Source organism: Providencia rettgeri (assembly GCF_041075285.1).
Taxonomy (GTDB): Bacteria; Pseudomonadota; Gammaproteobacteria; order Enterobacterales; family Enterobacteriaceae; genus Providencia; species Providencia rettgeri_G.
Genome location: NZ_CP163512.1, coordinates 4,049,155 through 4,067,418, shown reverse-complemented (window position 1 = coordinate 4,067,418; position 18,264 = coordinate 4,049,155). Strand labels below are relative to the sequence as shown.

12 protein-coding genes are annotated in these 18,264 nt (G+C 42.6%); 3 read left to right on the top strand and 9 right to left on the bottom strand.

Annotation, left to right across the window (positions count from 1 at the left end; all coding sequences use genetic code 11):
• Positions 1-135 precede the first annotated feature (135 nt).
• Together lexA and AB6N04_RS18610 are read right to left on the bottom strand one after the other, a co-directional pair.
• On the bottom strand, positions 136-753 hold the full coding sequence (lexA, locus tag AB6N04_RS18615; protein ID WP_369309705.1) for a transcriptional repressor LexA: 618 nt from the start codon (positions 751-753) through the stop codon (positions 136-138).
• A gap of 135 nt (positions 754-888) precedes the next feature.
• Complete coding sequence (locus tag AB6N04_RS18610) at positions 889-1,263, bottom strand: diacylglycerol kinase (protein WP_369309704.1); 375 nt, start codon at positions 1,261-1,263, stop codon at positions 889-891.
• Positions 1,264-1,389: 126 nt separating this feature from the next.
• Here AB6N04_RS18610 and plsB point away from each other — a divergent pair, with 126 nt between their 5' ends.
• Positions 1,390-3,891 carry a glycerol-3-phosphate 1-O-acyltransferase PlsB gene (plsB, locus tag AB6N04_RS18605; protein ID WP_369309703.1) on the top strand — a complete coding sequence of 834 codons (2,502 nt, stop codon included), beginning with the start codon at positions 1,390-1,392 and terminating at the stop codon, positions 3,889-3,891.
• An 84-nt stretch (positions 3,892-3,975) separates the two neighbouring features.
• Here the strand turns inward: plsB and ubiA are convergent, their stop codons facing one another.
• The 3 genes from ubiA to pgi all read right to left on the bottom strand — a co-directional run bounded on the left by ubiA (position 3,976) and on the right by pgi (position 7,435).
• A complete protein-coding gene (gene ubiA / locus AB6N04_RS18600; RefSeq protein ID WP_369309702.1) occupies positions 3,976-4,830 on the bottom strand; it encodes a 4-hydroxybenzoate octaprenyltransferase in 855 nt (284 codons plus the stop codon).
• 149 nt (positions 4,831-4,979) lie between these two features.
• Complete coding sequence (gene ubiC / locus AB6N04_RS18595; RefSeq protein ID WP_369312180.1) at positions 4,980-5,483, bottom strand: chorismate lyase; 504 nt, start codon at positions 5,481-5,483, stop codon at positions 4,980-4,982.
• A 305-nt stretch (positions 5,484-5,788) separates the two neighbouring features.
• Positions 5,789-7,435, bottom strand: coding sequence for a glucose-6-phosphate isomerase (pgi, locus tag AB6N04_RS18590; RefSeq protein ID WP_369309701.1), 1,647 nt, complete (start codon positions 7,433-7,435; stop codon positions 5,789-5,791).
• Positions 7,436-8,627: 1,192 nt separating this feature from the next.
• Here pgi and lysC point away from each other — a divergent pair.
• Positions 8,628-10,004 (top strand): lysine-sensitive aspartokinase 3, encoded by a 1,377-nt coding sequence (gene lysC / locus AB6N04_RS18585; protein ID WP_369309700.1) that lies wholly within the window; start codon positions 8,628-8,630, stop codon positions 10,002-10,004.
• Between the two features lie 55 nt (positions 10,005-10,059).
• On the opposite strand, the gene AB6N04_RS18580 is transcribed toward lysC, so the two are convergent.
• The 3 genes from AB6N04_RS18580 to metH all read right to left on the bottom strand — a co-directional run bounded on the left by AB6N04_RS18580 (position 10,060) and on the right by metH (position 16,036).
• Positions 10,060-11,529: a tetratricopeptide repeat protein gene (locus tag AB6N04_RS18580; RefSeq protein WP_369309699.1), complete on the bottom strand. Its 1,470-nt coding sequence runs from the start codon at positions 11,527-11,529 to the stop codon at positions 10,060-10,062.
• Between the two features lie 165 nt (positions 11,530-11,694).
• Positions 11,695-12,285, bottom strand: a complete 591-nt coding sequence (locus tag AB6N04_RS18575; protein WP_369309698.1) for a hypothetical protein — start codon at positions 12,283-12,285, stop codon at positions 11,695-11,697.
• A gap of 67 nt (positions 12,286-12,352) precedes the next feature.
• Positions 12,353-16,036 carry a methionine synthase gene (gene metH, locus AB6N04_RS18570; protein ID WP_369309697.1) on the bottom strand — a complete coding sequence of 1,228 codons (3,684 nt, stop codon included), beginning with the start codon at positions 16,034-16,036 and terminating at the stop codon, positions 12,353-12,355.
• A 206-nt stretch (positions 16,037-16,242) separates the two neighbouring features.
• Between metH and iclR the strand changes: the two genes are divergently transcribed.
• Positions 16,243-17,073: a glyoxylate bypass operon transcriptional repressor IclR gene (gene iclR, locus AB6N04_RS18565; protein WP_369309696.1), complete on the top strand. Its 831-nt coding sequence runs from the start codon at positions 16,243-16,245 to the stop codon at positions 17,071-17,073.
• A gap of 64 nt (positions 17,074-17,137) precedes the next feature.
• Here iclR and AB6N04_RS18560 read toward each other — a convergent pair whose 3' ends face one another.
• Positions 17,138-18,031: an N-acetylmuramoyl-L-alanine amidase gene (locus AB6N04_RS18560; protein WP_369309695.1), complete on the bottom strand. Its 894-nt coding sequence runs from the start codon at positions 18,029-18,031 to the stop codon at positions 17,138-17,140.
• Between the last annotated feature and the right edge of the window lie 233 nt (positions 18,032-18,264).

The window sequence follows — 18,264 nt, the reverse complement described above, 5'->3', positions numbered from 1 at the left end:
GAGATATAAAGAAAGGATAGATAAGAAAGGAAGCAAATAAAGCAGGCAGATCTCTACACATCAATTTGAAATCTGCCGGCAATCAGTGAGCCATCTAACAAGCTACCATACGCAACTCGTTTGATAACCTAAGAATTAATACCAGTCACTATTGCGGATCACACCTACTGCTAAACCTTCAATAGTGAAGCTTTGTTCGCGTAAATCGACAATAATCGGCGCAAAGTCAGGATTCTCAGCAATTAACTCAACACGGTTACCTTGCTGCCTAAAACGTTTCACAGTTACTTCATCATCAATGCGCGCAACAATCACTTGGCCATTGTGCGCACTTTGTGTTTTATGAACCGCTAATAGGTCACCATCCATAATACCGATGTCTTTCATCGACATACCATTCACACGTAATAAAAAGTCCGCATGAGGCCTGAAAAGTTCAGGATCCACTTGGTAGTGACTTTCAATATGTTCTTGCGCTAATAAAGGTTCGCCAGCGGCAACACGCCCAATCAAAGGCAACCCTTGATCGTCAGCTTCTTCTTCAAGAAGCAAGCGGATACCCCGTGATGCCCCAGAAACAATTTCAATTACACCCTTGCGAGCCAGGGCTTTTAAATGTTCTTCTGCCGCATTAGGCGAACGAAAACCAAGGCTTGTTGCTATTTCAGCACGTGTAGGAGGCATACCCGTTTGCGAAATGTGTTCACGCACCAGATCATAAACCTGCTGTTGTCGAGCTGTCAGTGCTTTCATTCCGTTCCCCTGTTTGTTTATACAGTCAGACTGTGAGTATATACAGGTAAATGAAGATTTGGAACAGTTAAATTGCTGAATTTAGGTATTTGTTATCAATTGACTTTTTTCTCAGCTCTAAACAACCTTTATTAACTAGCCAGCAAAATAACGCTGCCATAAAACCAATAGCCAAATAAATAGTGCCAAACCAATACTGACAAACACAGCGGCAGAGCCAATATCTTTCGCACGTCCTGAAAGTTCATGATATTCACTGCCAATGCGGTCAACAACGGCTTCGATAGCGCTATTTAATAACTCAACGATAGCCACCAGCACCACTGAACTGATCAGTAATATCCTATCCACATAACTGATATCTAAGAAAAATGCGATAATAATCGCAATCACAGCAGCAACGGATTCTTGACGAAATGCCGCTTCATTTACCCAAGCCGCTTTTAGCCCTTTAAGGGAGTATCCCGCTGCTTTAATCACACGGGTAAAGCCCTTAGTTTGACTTGCCATATTTATTCCTTAAAAAATACAAACAATAATCGATTTTTACGGTCAAAGTGAATTGTCAGTAACAGATCTGCCAGTGGATTTCTGGTATGATTGCGCAGCATTGTTAACAAGAGGCTATAATCATTTATGTCACTATGGCGTAAAATATATTACAACACGTTGAATTTACCACTTAAATTATTGGTAAAAAGTAAACTAATTCCATCGGACCCCATTACAGAGCTACAGCTTGATACCAATAGGCCTACACTGTATGTATTGCCTTATCACTCTAAGTCCGACCTTCTAACGCTGCGGCATCAATGCTTGGCTATCGGCCTGCCTGATCCTTTGGTTGATAACGACATCAATGGCACCAAGCTTCCTGCTTATGTGTTTATCGATGATGGTCCACGCGTATTTCGCTATTACTCACCCGATCCACGTAAAGATTCCGTCAAAACATTCCATGCATATTTAGATTTGCACAAAAACAATCCAAATCTTGATATTCAAATGCTACCTGCATCGGTAATGTTTGGCCGCTCTCCTGGTCGTGAAGGGCATACCCCTGCCCCACCGTTGAGGCTACTAAATGGCGTGCAAAAGTTCTTTGCGATTTTATGGTTAGGTCGTGATAGCTTTGTGCGCCTCTCTCCTCCCGTTTCTATTGGGAAAATGGCTCAGGACCACGGTACAGATACCATAATTGCCAATAAATTAGCCCGTGTCGCCCGTATTCACTATTCCCGCCAACGCCTTGCTGCGGTCGGTCCGAAACTACCTGCACGTTATGAATTATTCAATAAGCTACTAACCTCAAAAGCGATTGAAAAAGCCGTGGAAGACGAAGCGCGCAGTAAAAAAATTCCATTGAAAAAAGCGCAGCAAAATGCGGTGAGTATGATGGAAGAAATTGCGGCAAACTTCTCTTATGAAGCCGTGCGTTTAACTGACCGCGTACTCAGTTGGACGTGGAACCGCCTCTACCAAGGCATTAACGTGCAACATGCTGAGCGAGTTCGCCAGTTAGCGCAAGATGGTCACGAAATTGTGTATGTGCCTTCCCATCGCAGCCACATGGACTACTTACTGCTATCCTATGTTCTTTACCACCAAGGCTTAGTTCCACCACACATCGCCGCAGGGATCAACTTGAATTTCTGGCCCGCCGGCCCGATTTTTCGCCGCCTTGGCGCATTCTTTATCCGCCGTACCTTTAAAGGCAACAAACTCTATTCCACGGTTTTTCGGGAATATTTAAGTGAGTTGTTTGCTCGCGGTTACTCTATAGAGTATTTCGTTGAAGGAGGTCGTTCCCGAACAGGTCGTTTATTGCAGCCAAAAACCGGAACGCTATCAATGACACTGCAAGCCATGCTGCGCGGTGACTCACGCCCTATTACTATTGTGCCTATTTATATTGGCTATGAACACGTGATGGAAGTGGGAACTTACGCCAAAGAGTTGCGCGGTGCAGAAAAAGAGAAAGAAGGCTTATTTTCTATGATCCGCGGGTTACGCAAACTGCGTAACTTAGGCCAAGGGTATGTGAACTTTGGTCAGCCCATTTCTCTTTCTCATTATCTTAACCAGCGTGTACCTGATTGGCGTGATTCAATTGATCCTATTGAGCCACAGCGCCCAACTTGGTTAAATCCTACAGTGAGTTCGTTGGCAGACAATATCATGGTGAACATCAATAACGCTGCCGCCGCAAATGCCATAAACTTGTGCGCAACGGCTCTACTGGCATCGCGTCAACGTTCATTAACCCGTGAGCAGTTAGTTGAACAAGTGGAATGCTATCTGCAATTATTACGTAATGTGCCGTATACCGAAGATGCGACGACGCCAAATAAAACGGCTGAAGAGCTACTCGAACATGCGCTACAAATGGATAAATTCGAGGTAGAAAAAGACAGCATGGGGGATATCATCATTCTTCCTCGTGAAAATGCCGTCTTAATGACCTACTACCGTAATAATATCCACCACTTACTGGTATTACCTTCACTGATAAGCAGTATTGTACTGCACCATGAGCGTATCGGCCGCCAAGAAATTCACTACCAAGTCAGTCAAATCTACCCTTTCTTAAAAGCAGAGCTGTTTATGCGTTATAACGATGAACAATTGCGAGAAACCGTAGATACTCTGATTGATGAACTGAATAATCAAAAACTTATCTGCTTAAAAGACGATGAAATGGTGGTGTTAAATCCACGCCGCATTCGTCCGTTACAGTTGTTGGCGGCAGGTGTCCGTGAAACACTTCAACGCTACGCTATCACGCTGTCATTACTTAATGCCAGCCCTGAAATAAGCCGTAATACGTTGGAGAAACAAAGCCGCATTCTTGCGCAGCGTCTTTCGGTGCTGCACGGTATTAATGCCCCAGAGTTCTTTGATAAAGCGGTATTCTCAACTCTGGTTGAAACATTAAGAGAAGAAGGCTATATCGATAACACTGAAAACGATATTTTCACCACTAACGCCAAGAAACTGTATGCTGTTCTTGCGCGCTTAATGTCCCCGGAAATTCGTTTGACGATTGAAAGCGTTAGCCAAGATGATGAGTTTTCAGAAGAGAAAAAAGCAGCAACGTCTCTTGAGACTACTCCAGTGACAGAACCAGAGAAGGACTAAACTGGTTTCTGTAATCCTATAAAGCAAAAAGGTAATGTTTTTCAACATTACCTTTTTTGTTGGCTGATTGAAATTATTCCCAAACTACAAATAGCTTACCATGATGCCAATAAACAAAATTAAGCCCACGAAATTATTATTCATAAAGGCTTTAAAACAAGGAGCGCGTTCGCGGTTCACCATTAATTGTTGTTGATAAACAAATAACCCGAAGACAAGCGCCAAAGAAAGATAATAAATCGTTCCTAAGCCCGCTAAAGAGCCCACGACCACCAGCAGCCCCACCATCAGTAATTGTAGTAACCCAATAATTAATTTGTCATATTGGCCGAACAAAATAGCTGTCGATTTCACGCCAATTTTTAAATCATCATCACGGTCAACCATGGCATATTGTGTATCGTAAATCACAGACCAAATAATATTCACAAGAAATAAAACCCAACACACTAGCGGTAAAGTTTCGCCAACTGCGGAGAAGGACATCGGAATCGACCAACCAAATGCGGCACCCAGCACAACTTGGGGCAAGTGGCTGACTCTTTTAACAAAAGGATAGATCCATGCTAAGGCAAGCCCCGCAATAGACAACCAAATTGTCATCGAATTGAGTGTTAACACTAGCAAAAAGGACACACCTACTAAGCTAGCAAACAAAATTTTGGCTTCTTTTTCTGTCACATCCCCGCTGGGCAATGGGCGATGTTTAGTACGTTCCACATGGCCATCAAAATGACGATCCGCGAAATCATTAATCACGCAACCTGCGGCCCGCATGAAGAACACACCCGCAGTAAACACAATCAAAATGTGCAAATTGGGCGTGCTTTGAGCAGCTATCCATAGTGCCCAATACGTCGGCCACAGTAATAACAATGAGCCAATGGGTCTATCAATACGCATTAAACGGCTGTATGCATGCCATTTACTTAGCGTCATACTTCCCTCCACTTGTCGTGCTCCTTCTCTCACTCCATCATACTTCAAAATAGGTAGGCGTTTACACTACTCAGTTGGGCAAATCACGGATTTTTGTGTATTCGTATCGTGTTTTTGCCAAAACTTATAATTTGAAATAGTTTGGATAATTAACGATATACAGGTGATTCAGGTAAAAACATTTCGGTTAACAATAAAGGCTTATCGGATAACCTTAATCGTGAGCGACGAACCCAGCGCTCTGCACAACGACCAATATGGATATAATCGCGCGTTAAGTTATCTCGACTAAATAAATAACGGCCTAGTGGCATTCGGCCAATATCCACCAATTGTCGGTCATCATCAGTCAGTGTTTCTTCAGGAATGACCGTTCGACCTAGTAACCACGGAATGCCATCTCCATACATGACGACTTCTCGTACCCAGTAGCGAGAACTCGTGGGTAAATTTTGCACTTCTTCTGCGCTCAACATCGCTTGTGACACATAGCGCTCTATATAAGGTATGACAGTAACTTGCTGGCTTTGCTGTTCAAAACGTTTTGTCATGGAACCAAGTTCGAGTAACCAATCGAGCGTGTTAGCGGGAACTCTTTCATCGTCCTGCCCAATCCATTCAATTGGCTGCGAAGTAAATAGCGTTTCATCCATTACGTTAATTCCACCATGCATAACATGGTTATGATTTTTGTATTTCTTACTAAATAGAATATCACGTTGTTTTGCCACAAGGTTAAAGTTAGCTAACAATTTATATAAAAAGTCACAAATTCAACACAAAATGTAAAAAAATAGTGAAAAAAATTTTAATTACTAACAAGTTATAAACGATAATGAAACTCATTGATATATTAATGATCAGACTAATTTCAACTCGCTTTTACGATTTTTAATGTAAAAAAACGGGAAGCAACTAACACTTCCCGCTTAATTTACTGCACTATTTCAATAAATAATTAGCGCCAAGCTTTATAGATATTAATCAATCCATTTGTTGAGCTGTCATGGCTACTGATTTTTTCACTGTTTTCTAATTCAGGCAGAATACGGCTAGCTAATTGCTTACCTAATTCAACGCCCCATTGGTCAAACGTGAAGATATTCAAAATCGCCCCTTGGGTAAAGATTTTGTGCTCATACATCGCAATCAATGCACCTAATGAATATGGTGTAATTTCTTTTAATAGAATCGAGTTAGTTGGTCGGTTACCTTCAAACACTTTATAGGGTGCCACATACTCCATTTCTGCCACGGATTTACCTTGAGCAGCAAATTCAGCGTCAACCACTTCACGCGTTTTGCCGAATGCCAGCGCTTCTGTTTGCGCAAAGAAGTTAGACAGTAACTTCTCATGGTGATCACCAAGCGGGTTATGGGTTACCGCCGGTGCAATGAAGTCACAAGGGATCATTTTTGTCCCTTGGTGGATCAATTGATAAAACGCATGTTGCCCGTTGGTTCCAGGTTCCCCCCAAATAATTGGGCCTGTTTGGTAAGAAACCGCTTTGCCATCTCGGCCAATGTATTTACCATTGGACTCCATATTACCTTGTTGAAAATAAGCGGCAAAGCGGTGCATATATTGATCGTATGGCAGAATCGCTTCAGTTTCCGATTCAAAAAAATTGTTATACCAAATGCCAATCAACCCTAACAGCACAGGAATATTTTTCTCCAGTGGCGTTTGGGTGAAATGTTTATCCATAGCATGAGCACCATTCAATAATTGAACAAAATTCTCAAACCCTATGGATAAAATGATGGATAAACCAATTGCTGACCATAATGAATAACGGCCACCAACCCAATCCCAGAACTCAAACATATTGTTGGTATCTATACCAAACTTAGCGACTTCTTTGCCATTTGTGGAAAGCGCCACAAAGTGCTTAGCGACTTGGCTTTCTTCTTTCGCCGCAGCTAAGAACCAATCACGAGCAGAATGTGCGTTAGTCATTGTCTCTTGCGTAGTGAATGTTTTGGACGCAATCAAGAACAATGTTGTTTCTGGATCCAGTTTTTTTAGTGTTTCGGCAATTTGCGTTCCATCAACGTTAGAAACAAAATGCATATTCAGGTGATTTTTATAAGGGCGCAATGCTTCAGTCACCATAAATGGACCGAGATCAGAGCCACCAATCCCGATATTAACAACATCGGTTATCGCCTTGCCCGTAAACCCTTTCCAATCACCACTAATAATACGTTGGCTAAACTGCTGCATTTTTTCCAGCACGGCATTAACGTCTGGCATCACATCTTTGCCATCCACATAAATTGGCGTATTGTCGCGATTACGCAAAGCAATGTGCAGCACCGCACGGTCTTCTGTACGGTTAATTTTTTCACCTTTGAACATACTATTAATGGCATTTTCCAGCTCTGTTTCTTTTGCCAATGCCAATAAATTGTTCAAAGTTTCTTGCGTTATCCTATTTTTGGAGAAATCCACTAAGATTTGACCATCGAACGTTGCCGAAAATTTGGTAAAGCGGTCTTTATCTTGCTCGAACAAATCACGCATATGCACATCTTTCATTTGCGCAAAATGTTGTTCTAGCGCCCGCCATGCTGCCGTTTGGCTTGGATTAATACTTCTCATGGATAACACTCTCCAAACAATTTTAAATAGAAATAGATTGTACCCCGTCAAAGAAACAGGACTTATCGGTTTTCTGCGTTATATTGATATTCCCCAATTCTGCTGCACTTTTCCAGACTTAATTATCCCTTTTATTAAAATACGTACTTTCAAAGCCATGCAACTTGAAAAACGGCGCGTTGATACGCTAAATCATTCGAGTTGCATGTCGGCGACAAGTGAAGATAGACCGATGAGCAGTCACAAGACTGTGATCCAGCTATCTGAACCTAGTCAACACCCATGCAACTTGAAAAGCGGCGCGTTGATACGCTAAATCATTCGAGTTGCATGTAGGCGACAAGTGAAGATAGACCGATGAGCAGTCACAAGGCTGTGATCCGGCTATCTGAACGTAGTCAACACCCATGCAACTTGAAAAACGGCGCGTTGATACGCTAAATCATTCGAGTTGCATGTAGGCGACAAGTGAAGATAGACCGATGAGCATACACAAGTATGTGATTCGGCTATCTGAACGTAGTCAACACCCATGCAACTTGAAAAACGGCGCGTTGATACGCTAAATCATTCGAGTTGCATGTAGGCGACAAGTGAAGATAGACCGATGAGCATACACAAGTATGTGATTCGGCTATCTGAACGTAGTCAACACCCATGCAACTTGAAAAACGGCGCGTTGATACGCTAAATCATTCGAGTTGCATGTAGGCGACAAGTGAAGATAGACCGATGAGCATACACAAGTATGTGATTCGGCTATCTGAACGTAGTCAACACCCATGCAACTTGAAAAACGGCGCGTTGATACGCTAAATCATTCGAGTTGCATGTAGGCGACAAGTGAAGATAGACCGATGAGCATACACAAGTATGTGATTCGGCTATCTGAACGTAGTCAACACCCATGCAACTTGAAAAACGGCGCGTTGATACGCTAAATCATTCGAGTTGCATGTAGGCGACAAGTGAAGATAGACCGATGAGCATACACAAGTATGTGATTCGGCTATCTGAACGTAGTCAACACCCATGCAACTTGAAGGATGACGCGTATGGGAGTGTATTGAGAAAACCGATAATACCTTACCCATCATTAAAATTACTGATTTACCCCGATTCTTAATTGACGCGCCACTATTTACCCGATAAATCTATATAAAGTTTAGGTTTAACCAAAGGGATTGACACCATGAATACCGTAGCGTCTTCGTCAGACAACAATCAGTTTGTTATTGCAAAATTTGGTGGCACCAGTGTCGCGAACTTTGAAGCAATGAACAACAGTGCAAATATTGTTCTTTCCAACCCCAACGTACGCGTTGTGGTACTTTCCGCCTCCGCAGGCATTACTAACTTACTGATTGAATTAGCTGAAGGTTGTGACGCTGATAAACGCAATGCGCTGCTACAAAAGGTGAAAGATATTCAATATGCTATTATTGATAACTTACAGACTGCGGATGTTATTCGTCAAGAGATCAATCGCTTACTGGATAACATTGCCCATTTAGCGGATTCTGCTTCTCTCGCCACATCAGATGCATTAACAGATGAAATGGTGAGTCATGGGGAATTAATGTCAACTTTGCTTTTTGTGGAAGTTCTACGTCAACGCAATGCTAACTCGCAATGGTTTGATGTCCGTAAGGTCATGAAAACCAACGACAGTTTTGGTCGTGCAGAACCTGTGCTCGATCAGTTAAAAATCCTTGCAGAACAACATCTATTACCTCGTTTAGCCGAATCCGTTGTAATTACGCAAGGCTTTATCGGTCGAGATGAAAAGGGCCGTACAACTACACTAGGACGTGGAGGTAGTGACTATACTGCCGCACTATTGGGTGAGGTTTTGAATTTATCGCGCGTCGATATTTGGACAGACGTTCCGGGCATCTATAGCACTGACCCACGGGTCGTACCAAACGCCCAGCGCATTGATGAAATTGCTTTTGATGAAGCCGCAGAAATGGCGACATTTGGCGCAAAAATTCTACACCCAGCGACACTACTGCCTGCTGTACGTGCTGGTATTCCGGTATTTGTTGGCTCCAGTAAAGCCCCTGAAGCCGGTGGGACGATTGTCAGTGACAAAACTACTAATCCACCACAATTTAGAGCACTAGCACTGCGTCGCAAACAAACATTATTAACATTACACAGTTTGAAAATGCTGCATGCACGTGGTTTCTTAGCGGAAATATTCACTATCTTATTACGTCACAATATTTCCGTGGACTTAATTACCACTTCTGAGGTGAGCGTTGCATTAACGTTAGATACAACGGGTTCTACAGGAACAAATGGTAGCCTACTCACTAATGCACTGATGACGGAGCTTTCCGCGTTGTGTCGTGTTGAAGTTGAAGAAAACTTAGCGTTAGTGGCGATTATTGGTAATGAGCTATCGCAAGTAAATGGGCTTGGAAAACAAATTTTCGGGGCATTAGAATCTTTCAATATTCGCATGATCAGCTACGGCGCAAGCAGCCACAATATTTGCCTGTTGGTACCGGGTAATGATGCGGAAGATATTGTTCGCACATTGCACAGTAACTTATTCGAATAATTCATCCGATCCCCAAAACACTAGGCGATCTTAATGATCGCCTTTTGATTGGAACTTAATGTTTTTTCAAGCGTTCCATCGACTGATTGATATTATCGGTATAGCGCAACATCGAAGCTTTAACCTCTTTATCATTCTGCAAAAGTGTCAAATTACGCTTCGCCGTTTCATTGCCTAGCTCTGCGGCGCGCTCAAACCACATCACCGAACGGAAAATATTTTTTTCCCCACCTTCACCTCTGGCGTACATTACAGCTAAGTTGTTTTGCGCATCACTGTTTTTCTTAAAAGCCACTTTTTCCAGTAATTGGCGTGCCTTTGATAAATTTTGCGCAACACCAGTCCCCGTTAAATAAAAAATCGCAAGTTGGTTTTTCGCTTCAAGGCTGTCATCTTCCACCAGCTGTAACCAATTAACAATATCCTTGGTATCTATAGTCTTTAATTCGCCAGCGACATACATTTTCGCCAACTTAATTTTTGCATCAACACTGTCGCTATTCGCTAACTCTTTATATAATTCAATGGCTTTTGCTGGGTTCTTTTCAATACCACCCAACCCTTTTTCATAAAACTCAGCGACCTTCATGCCTGCATCTAAAGAAGCATTTTGTGCAGCTCTATCGTACCAAACAAATGCCTCTGCTAAATCTCTCCCGACACCATCACCAAATTCATAGGCCCTTGCGATAGCCAACTGCGCATCAACATTATTTTGCTGAGCCGCTCGTTTATACCAATACATAGCTTGATAACTATTTTTTTCAATTAACGAATGGCCTTGCTGGTAAAAATCCCCCATATTGCTTTGCGCAATCGCAGATCCCATATTCGCCGCTTGCCGATACAAATAAATAGCAGTTTCTTCATCTTTTTCAACACCTTCACCATTTTCATACATCACGGCAAGATTATTGACTGCTGCGGCAATATTATTCACTGCACTGCGTTCATACCATTCACGGGCTTTTTGATAATCGACACTTCCCCCAAGACCATCATGATAAAAAAGCCCCATCGCAAATTGCGCATTGGCATGTTCTTGTTCTGCGGCTTCGGAATACCACGCTTTGGCTTGCTTAAAATTTTGCTCGACGCCTAAACCGTGCTCATATAAATACCCCAAAGCATATTGGCAGTATGCATCGCCTTTTTCTGCACCACGGCGATACCAATGCTCAGCTTGTTTATATTTTTCTTGGTTTTGTAATAACATACCGAGATAATAATCCCCATCGGTATTATCCAAATCCGAAACTTTTTTAAACCAGCGATAAGCTTCTTGATCATCCGCTTTTAAAAAATCAGTCCCTTCCATATAGGCGAGTCCAACATCCACCATCGCATCGACATCACCTGCCTTCGCCGATTTTAATTTTGCTTTAAAATCATCGGGCAGCACAACATCGCTGACCTGCCCTGTCGTTTCTGCTGGCTTATTTTTTGTAGAAGGGGCTTCAGAAGCAGCTTGAGCCAAAGATGCTGCGCTCAAACAGACTACTAGAAACAAATACCGTAATTTCATCACCATCACCCATTTATTGGCGTTATGTTATTAACATAACATTCCCCAAAAAAATTCATAAGGGATCAACGCTGAAAAAACGTTATCAGAAAGGAATTTCGTCGAAAAATTTAGGTGATGTTCATTTATAACTAAAACGCCCACCACCTAAATCGCTATTAAAGCTTAATTAACGCGGTAACCACCATGTTTGCTAGCGAATAAATTGAATTTACCCCATTCAATCAGCAGATGTTCCAGCTTTTGATGGCTGATTTTGCATAATTCAGAAATTTGCGACACGATAAATTGATTTTCATTCATTAATTCAGGGGCAAAGACTTCTGCTATCCACTCACACTCTTTCGTCGTCACTAACCAACCATCATTAGTGGAAAACTTATGCACTGGGATCATGCCTTCTTTATCGCTTTCTTGTGATAACAGTTTATTTTCATCCAATTGCGCTTGATGAAATGCGGCTATCTCTTCTTGTGAAGGCGTAGGCTCTACCGCTAAACGTTCTTCTAAAAATAAATAAATTTCTTCTGCACGTGCAGGTGTTAACTCGCTTTTTAGCCAAATCTGGTTAAAGCAGTGCTCATCAAGGGACTCATCTGTATCGAGTTTATCCATGATTTGCAAGATGCTCATCATAGCGCTGACCGCATCTTCGCTCATGATAAATATTTCAGGTGCCGCACTGTTTTGGATTTGATAAGGAAATGCCATTGAATGCGGCAGTTCATTTTCAATAATAAATTCATAGTTCATCATTGAACCCCTTTAATGTCTTTACCCATAAGATGGTGCTGAACACCTGAAAAATCAATACAAGGTTTTATCAATCTTCAGGATCATAGCCTAAATTCGGGGCTAACCAGCGTTCCAGTTCCGCCGCCGACATCCCTTTGCGCCGTGAGTAATCCGCTATTTGGTCTTTTTGCAACTGTGCCACAGCAAAATATTTACTGTCCGGGTGACTAAAATACCAACCCGATACCGCCGCGCCAGGCCACATAGCATAGGAGCTCGTTAGCTTCATTCCCACTTGGTTTTCCACATCCAACAACTGCCAAATTTTCTCTTTTTCGGTATGCTCAGGGCAAGCAGGGTAGCCAGGCGCAGGGCGAATGCCTTGGTAATTCTCACGGATCAGCTCTTCATTACTCAAGTTTTCATCTGCCGCATAGCCCCAATATCGGGTACGTACTTGCTGGTGTAAATATTCTGCAAAAGCTTCCGCTAGCCTATCCGCCAGCGCTTTGACCATAATTTTATTGTAGTCATCGTGCTGTTTTTCGTATTCATCCGCCAACACATCCTCTTCTAAACCACCAGTGACGGCAAATGCACCGATATAATCGGCTTTACCACTGTCTTTGGGTGCCACAAAATCAGATAAACAATAGTTCGGGAAATCCGTCTTTAAGGTTTGCTGACGTAGGTTCAAACTCAATGCTTGCACATGATGACGTCCTTCATCCGTGTAGATTTCAATATCGTCACCAACACGGTTTGCAGGGAACAAACCAAAAATACCTTTCGGTGTCAGTAAACGCGCTTTTTCAAGTCTGTCCAGCATCGCATTGGCATCATTCAATAACTTACGCGCTTCAGATCCCACGACTTCATCATCTAGAATGCGCGGATATTTACCAGCCAAAGACCATGTCATAAAAAATGGCGTCCAGTCAATGTACTCACGCAAAGTCGCAATCGAGGCACTAACCTCTTGAACACCTAAAAAATTGGGTACTGGTGGCTGATAAGCTTGCCAATCGATATTCACTGCATTCGCTCGCGCAACATCCAGCGTCACTGGTGGCGTTTTCGGCCTTCTACGTCCATGCTGTTGGCGCACTGTGTCATATTCACGACGAGTACGCGCAACAAAATCCGCCTTTTGTGTCTCAGACAACAATGCCGCAACCACCCCAACCGTACGTGAAGCATTTTGCACGTAAGTCGTTGGGCCACTGTAATTAGGCTCAATTTTCACTGCGGTGTGCGCTTTTGACGTTGTGGCACCACCTATCAATAATGGCAACGTAAAGCCTTGCCTTTCCATCTCTTTTGCCACATGCACCATTTCATCAAGGGAGGGGGTGATCAAGCCTGACAGACCGATAATATCGACATTTTGTTCACGCGCCGTTTTTAAAATCGTTTCACATGGCACCATCACCCCTAAGTCGATGATTTCATAGTTGTTACACTGAAGTACTACCCCAACAATATTTTTACCGATATCGTGAACGTCTCCTTTTACTGTCGCCAGTAACACTTTCCCTGCACTACTACCTGATTGTTTAAGTTCTTGAATATAAGGTTCTAAATACGCAACGGCTTGTTTCATCACGCGAGCAGATTTCACCACCTGTGGTAGGAACATTTTCCCTTCACCAAATAAGTCTCCTACCACGTTCATGCCATTCATTAATGGTCCTTCAATAACCTCAATCGGGCTTGATGCGCGTTGGCGAGTCTCTTCCGTGTCTTGAATAATAAACTCAGTAATGCCTTTGACTAAAGCATACTCTAGGCGCTTTTCCACTTCCCAACTGCGCCACTCCGCTTGTTGAACTTGTTGTTCAACCGAGCCAGAACCGCGATATTGCTCAGCCAACGCTAATAAACGTTCTGTGCTGTCATCGCGGCGATTTAAAATCACGTCTTCTACCGCATCTTTTAATTCCACAGGCAGATCGTCATAAATAGCTAATTGCCCTGCATTGACAATCCCCATATCCATTCCGTTGCGGATCGCGTAATACAAGAACACAGCGTGGATCGCTTCACGAACAGGATCATTGCCTCTAAACGAGAAAGAGACGTTAGAGACTCCCCCTGAAATCATGGCATGAGGCAGCTGCTCTTTAATATCTTTACAGACATCAATAAAATCAACAGCATAGTTATTATGTTCTTCAATTCCTGTCGCGACGGCAAAGATATTGGGGTCAAAAATAATATCTTCAGGAGGGAAATCCACTTCCTCTGTCAATATCTGGTAAGCACGGCGGCATATTTCAATTTTTCGCTCACGGGTATCCGCTTGACCGACTTCATCAAATGCCATCACCACAACCGCAGCACCGTATTTGCGCAATAATTTTGCATGCTCAATAAAGGCCTCAACCCCTTCCTTCATTGAAATGGAGTTAACAATTCCTTTGCCTTGTATACACTTAAGACCAGCCTCGATGACGTCCCATTTTGAGGAGTCGATCATAATTGGCACACGGGCAATATCCGGCTCTCCTGCGATCAAATTCAAAAAACGCACCATCGCCGCGTGGGAGTCCAGCATCCCCTCATCCATATTGATATCAATGATTTGAGCACCGTTTTCCACTTGCTGACGCGCCACATCTAAGGCTTCTTGGTAGTTTTCTTCTTTAATCAATCGCTTGAATTTTGCCGAACCTGTGACATTGGTTCTTTCCCCCACGTTCACAAACAGCGATTGTGCCCCAATATTCAACGGCTCTAACCCTGAAAGACGGCATTCGATGGGTAAATTCGGTAATTGACGAGGCGCAATTCCTTCGACAGCTTCCGCCATTTTACGAATGTGCAGCGGCGTTGTTCCACAGCATCCACCAACAATATTTAGAAAGCCTGCTTTTGCCCACTCTTGGATTTGTTGCGCCATGTTTTGCGCATCAAGATCATATTCACCAAAAGCGTTTGGTAATCCAGCATTGGGATGAGCACTCACATAACATTCAGCAATTCGCGACAGTTCCGCAATATATTGGCGTAATTCATCAGGGCCCAACGCGCAGTTCAGCCCAAATGATATCGGCTTTGCGTGGCGCAACGAGTTATAAAAAGCTTCTGTGGTTTGCCCTGAGAGAGTACGGCCAGAGGCGTCAGTTATCGTACCTGAAATCATGATAGGCAGTGAAACCTTTAACGCTTCAAGTTCCGTTTCAACAGCGAAAATAGCTGCTTTAGCATTCAATGTATCGAAAATAGTTTCGATCATAATCAGATCGACGCCACCTTTTACGAGCGATCGCGTTGATTCTCGATAAGCGTCAACCAATTGATCAAAAGTGATATTACGAAAAGCCGGATCATTCACATCCGGAGAAATAGAGGCAGTGCGATTTGTTGGTCCTAACACACCCGCAACATAGCGTGGCTTATCCGGCGTTTTACGAGTCCACTCATCCGCACATTCACGGGCGATACGCGCAGCCGCTTCATTAATTTCCGCGGAAAGTGCTTCCATTTTATAATCCGCCATCGCAATGGATGTGGCGTTAAATGTATTAGTTTCAACAATATCTGCACCTGCCGCAAAATATTGACTATGAATTTCTCGAATAATCTCAGGCTGAGTCAGCACTAATAAATCATTATTGCCTTTTAAATCACTTGGCCAGTCCGCAAAACGTTCACCACGAAACTGTTCCTCTGTTAGCTTGTGCTGCTGGATCATTGTCCCCATTGCACCATCTAACACCAATATACGTTTTTTTAATTCTTGTTCTAATTGATTTACTTTTTCGGACACTGCACTGCCCTCCTGATCGGAAACACTGAGAAATAAGTCAAATTTTTATACTTAACATCCTACCATAACTTTTGTGTTTGAAATTCACTGTTATGATGAGAGTTTCTCAGGTTATGTAACGAACACTTTCTCACTGATCCGATGAGTATTTTCAGCTCAGTTAGTTCATAATAGAATCAAATTTCATTACAGTCAGGAGAGACTTAATGGCAACGGCACCCATTACAAAAAAACTTAAAAAAGCAAAAGGGCCAGCAAGCGGTGCAACCGCAGCAGGGCAAGTTCAATCACTAAGCCGTGGACTCACACTGTTGGAATATATTTCTGAATCTACTGGGGGCATTGCCTTAACTGATCTTGCATTACAAGCGGGGCTGCCAAATTCAACAACACACCGGTTATTAATGACCTTAGAGCAACACGGTTTTGTACGCCAAACGGGTGACTTAGGTTTATGGGTTATTGCCTCCAATGCATTTATTATTGGTAGCAGTTTCTTAGAAAGTCGCAATCTATTAGCGTTAGTTCACCCAATATTGCGCCGTTTAATGGATGAATCTGGTGAAACGGTGAATTTAGCCATTCTTGATCATACTGAATACGATGCCGTTATTGTTGACCAAGTGCAATGTACCGCATTAATGCGGATGTCAGCGCCAATTGGTGGCAAACTGCCGTTACACGCCTCTGGTGCAGGTAAAGCGTTTATTGCAAATTTACCTGAAGATAAACTTATTCCACTACTCAGCCGTAAAGGGTTACATGCCTATACCCCTTTTACATTAACCAACCCTTCAGCATTAAAAGAAAATTTACAGCAAGTGAAAAAACAAGGATTTTCTTATGATGATGAAGAACATGCTTTAGGTTTAAGGTGTATCGGTGCTTGCATCTATGATGAACACAAAGAAGCTTTTGCTGCTATTTCTATCTCAGGCCCCTTATCACGGATAACAGATGACCGTATCACCGAATTAGGCGCTATGGTGATTAAGGCAGCAAAAGAAATTAGCCGTGAATATGGTGCAAATCGTTAAGCTCTGCTCTAGCTCAATAACCATGCGGGGAAACCCGCATTTTTAAAGGGCAAAACGTTGCTCATTAATCTCCCTGTTGGCTTGCGGATAAATCGTCTATCTGCTTGGTGCGCTCAAAGGTCTTAAACTTTGATATATCGCGATACTTTTCAATCAATGCTAACGCGATGGCTTCTGTTTCTGCATCCGCTAAACCGTCAATATCCCGTGGTCTAAAATGTAGCTGAAAAGCACGTAAGGTTTTTTTGGTTTGCACATCCAACTTTCCGGATAACGGTATGGCAGAATATCCGTAAAACTTGAGCGCTCTTTGCACACGAAGGACATTGGCTGGTTCATTCACATTTCGTCCAGCAAGGTACTTATTTACCGTTTTAGGATCAGGCCAGGCGCCAATACCTTGTTGTGACAAACGTTGCCATGGAAAAGCCCTCCCAGGATCTTGTTTGCGTAGTGGTGCGATATCACTGTGACCAATAATATTCTCAGGTGGAATACCATAACGCTGCATAATATCCTGTAGCAATGGGATTAAAGCGGCTATCTGTGACTCATTAAATGGAGGCCAGCTTTTATCCCCTTTTTTCTCTCCCTGAAAGCCCGCATTCACAATTTCAATCCCGATAGAGGAATCATTTAACCCGCTATGATAAAGCCAACGGCTATCACCTGCATGCCACGCTTTTAGCTTTTCAGGGACAAGTTGTAATACGATTGGCTTCCCATCTTTATAATTTGGGTTGCTTGGAATGAGGTAATGGGAACTCACCTTACCTTTCGTCAATATTTTAATAGAATGGTCATCATCAGAGACCGTATAGTGTAGAACAACGTACTGTATACGTTCACTGGTGTTTTGAGAAGGGTAGCTTTTATCAACGTAATAGCCGTTATTTGATGTAGGCGTAGTACACCCAGCAAGTAAGAAAACGAAAAATATCCCTATATGTTTCAACATTAAGCATTAACCTTATCTTACTTGGAAGTCGTTGCATATTTAAACATAAGGTTATAGATAACACTATAGAAACTGAGTCTCTTTTCTATGATCAAGCGTCTCTAACTGAACATAAGTAAAAACCAATTCCCATAGATTCGTTATCTTTAAAGCTTACCTATTCCTTCATACTCTTTATGGAAAAATAAGTAAGCTTAATTTTTATACTTTAGTGCTCTTTTTAGTGCAAAATT

Excerpts from the sequence above, each read along its gene's own strand:
- plsB (WP_369309703.1), top strand. The coding sequence starts at position 1,390 with ATGTCACTATGGCGTAAAATATATTACAACACGTTGAATTTACCACTT.
- lysC (WP_369309700.1), top strand. The coding sequence starts at position 8,628 with ATGAATACCGTAGCGTCTTCGTCAGACAACAATCAGTTTGTTATTGCA.
- AB6N04_RS18575 (WP_369309698.1), bottom strand. The coding sequence starts at position 12,285 with ATGATGAACTATGAATTTATTATTGAAAATGAACTGCCGCATTCAATG.
- AB6N04_RS18580 (WP_369309699.1), bottom strand. The coding sequence starts at position 11,529 with ATGAAATTACGGTATTTGTTTCTAGTAGTCTGTTTGAGCGCAGCATCT.
- AB6N04_RS18560 (WP_369309695.1), bottom strand. The coding sequence starts at position 18,031 with ATGTTGAAACATATAGGGATATTTTTCGTTTTCTTACTTGCTGGGTGT.
- AB6N04_RS18610 (WP_369309704.1), bottom strand. The coding sequence starts at position 1,263 with ATGGCAAGTCAAACTAAGGGCTTTACCCGTGTGATTAAAGCAGCGGGA.
- lexA (WP_369309705.1), bottom strand. The coding sequence starts at position 753 with ATGAAAGCACTGACAGCTCGACAACAGCAGGTTTATGATCTGGTGCGT.
- ubiC (WP_369312180.1), bottom strand. The coding sequence starts at position 5,483 with ATGGATGAAACGCTATTTACTTCGCAGCCAATTGAATGGATTGGGCAG.
- pgi (WP_369309701.1), bottom strand. The coding sequence starts at position 7,435 with ATGAGAAGTATTAATCCAAGCCAAACGGCAGCATGGCGGGCGCTAGAA.
- iclR (WP_369309696.1), top strand. The coding sequence starts at position 16,243 with ATGGCAACGGCACCCATTACAAAAAAACTTAAAAAAGCAAAAGGGCCA.
- ubiA (WP_369309702.1), bottom strand. The coding sequence starts at position 4,830 with ATGACGCTAAGTAAATGGCATGCATACAGCCGTTTAATGCGTATTGAT.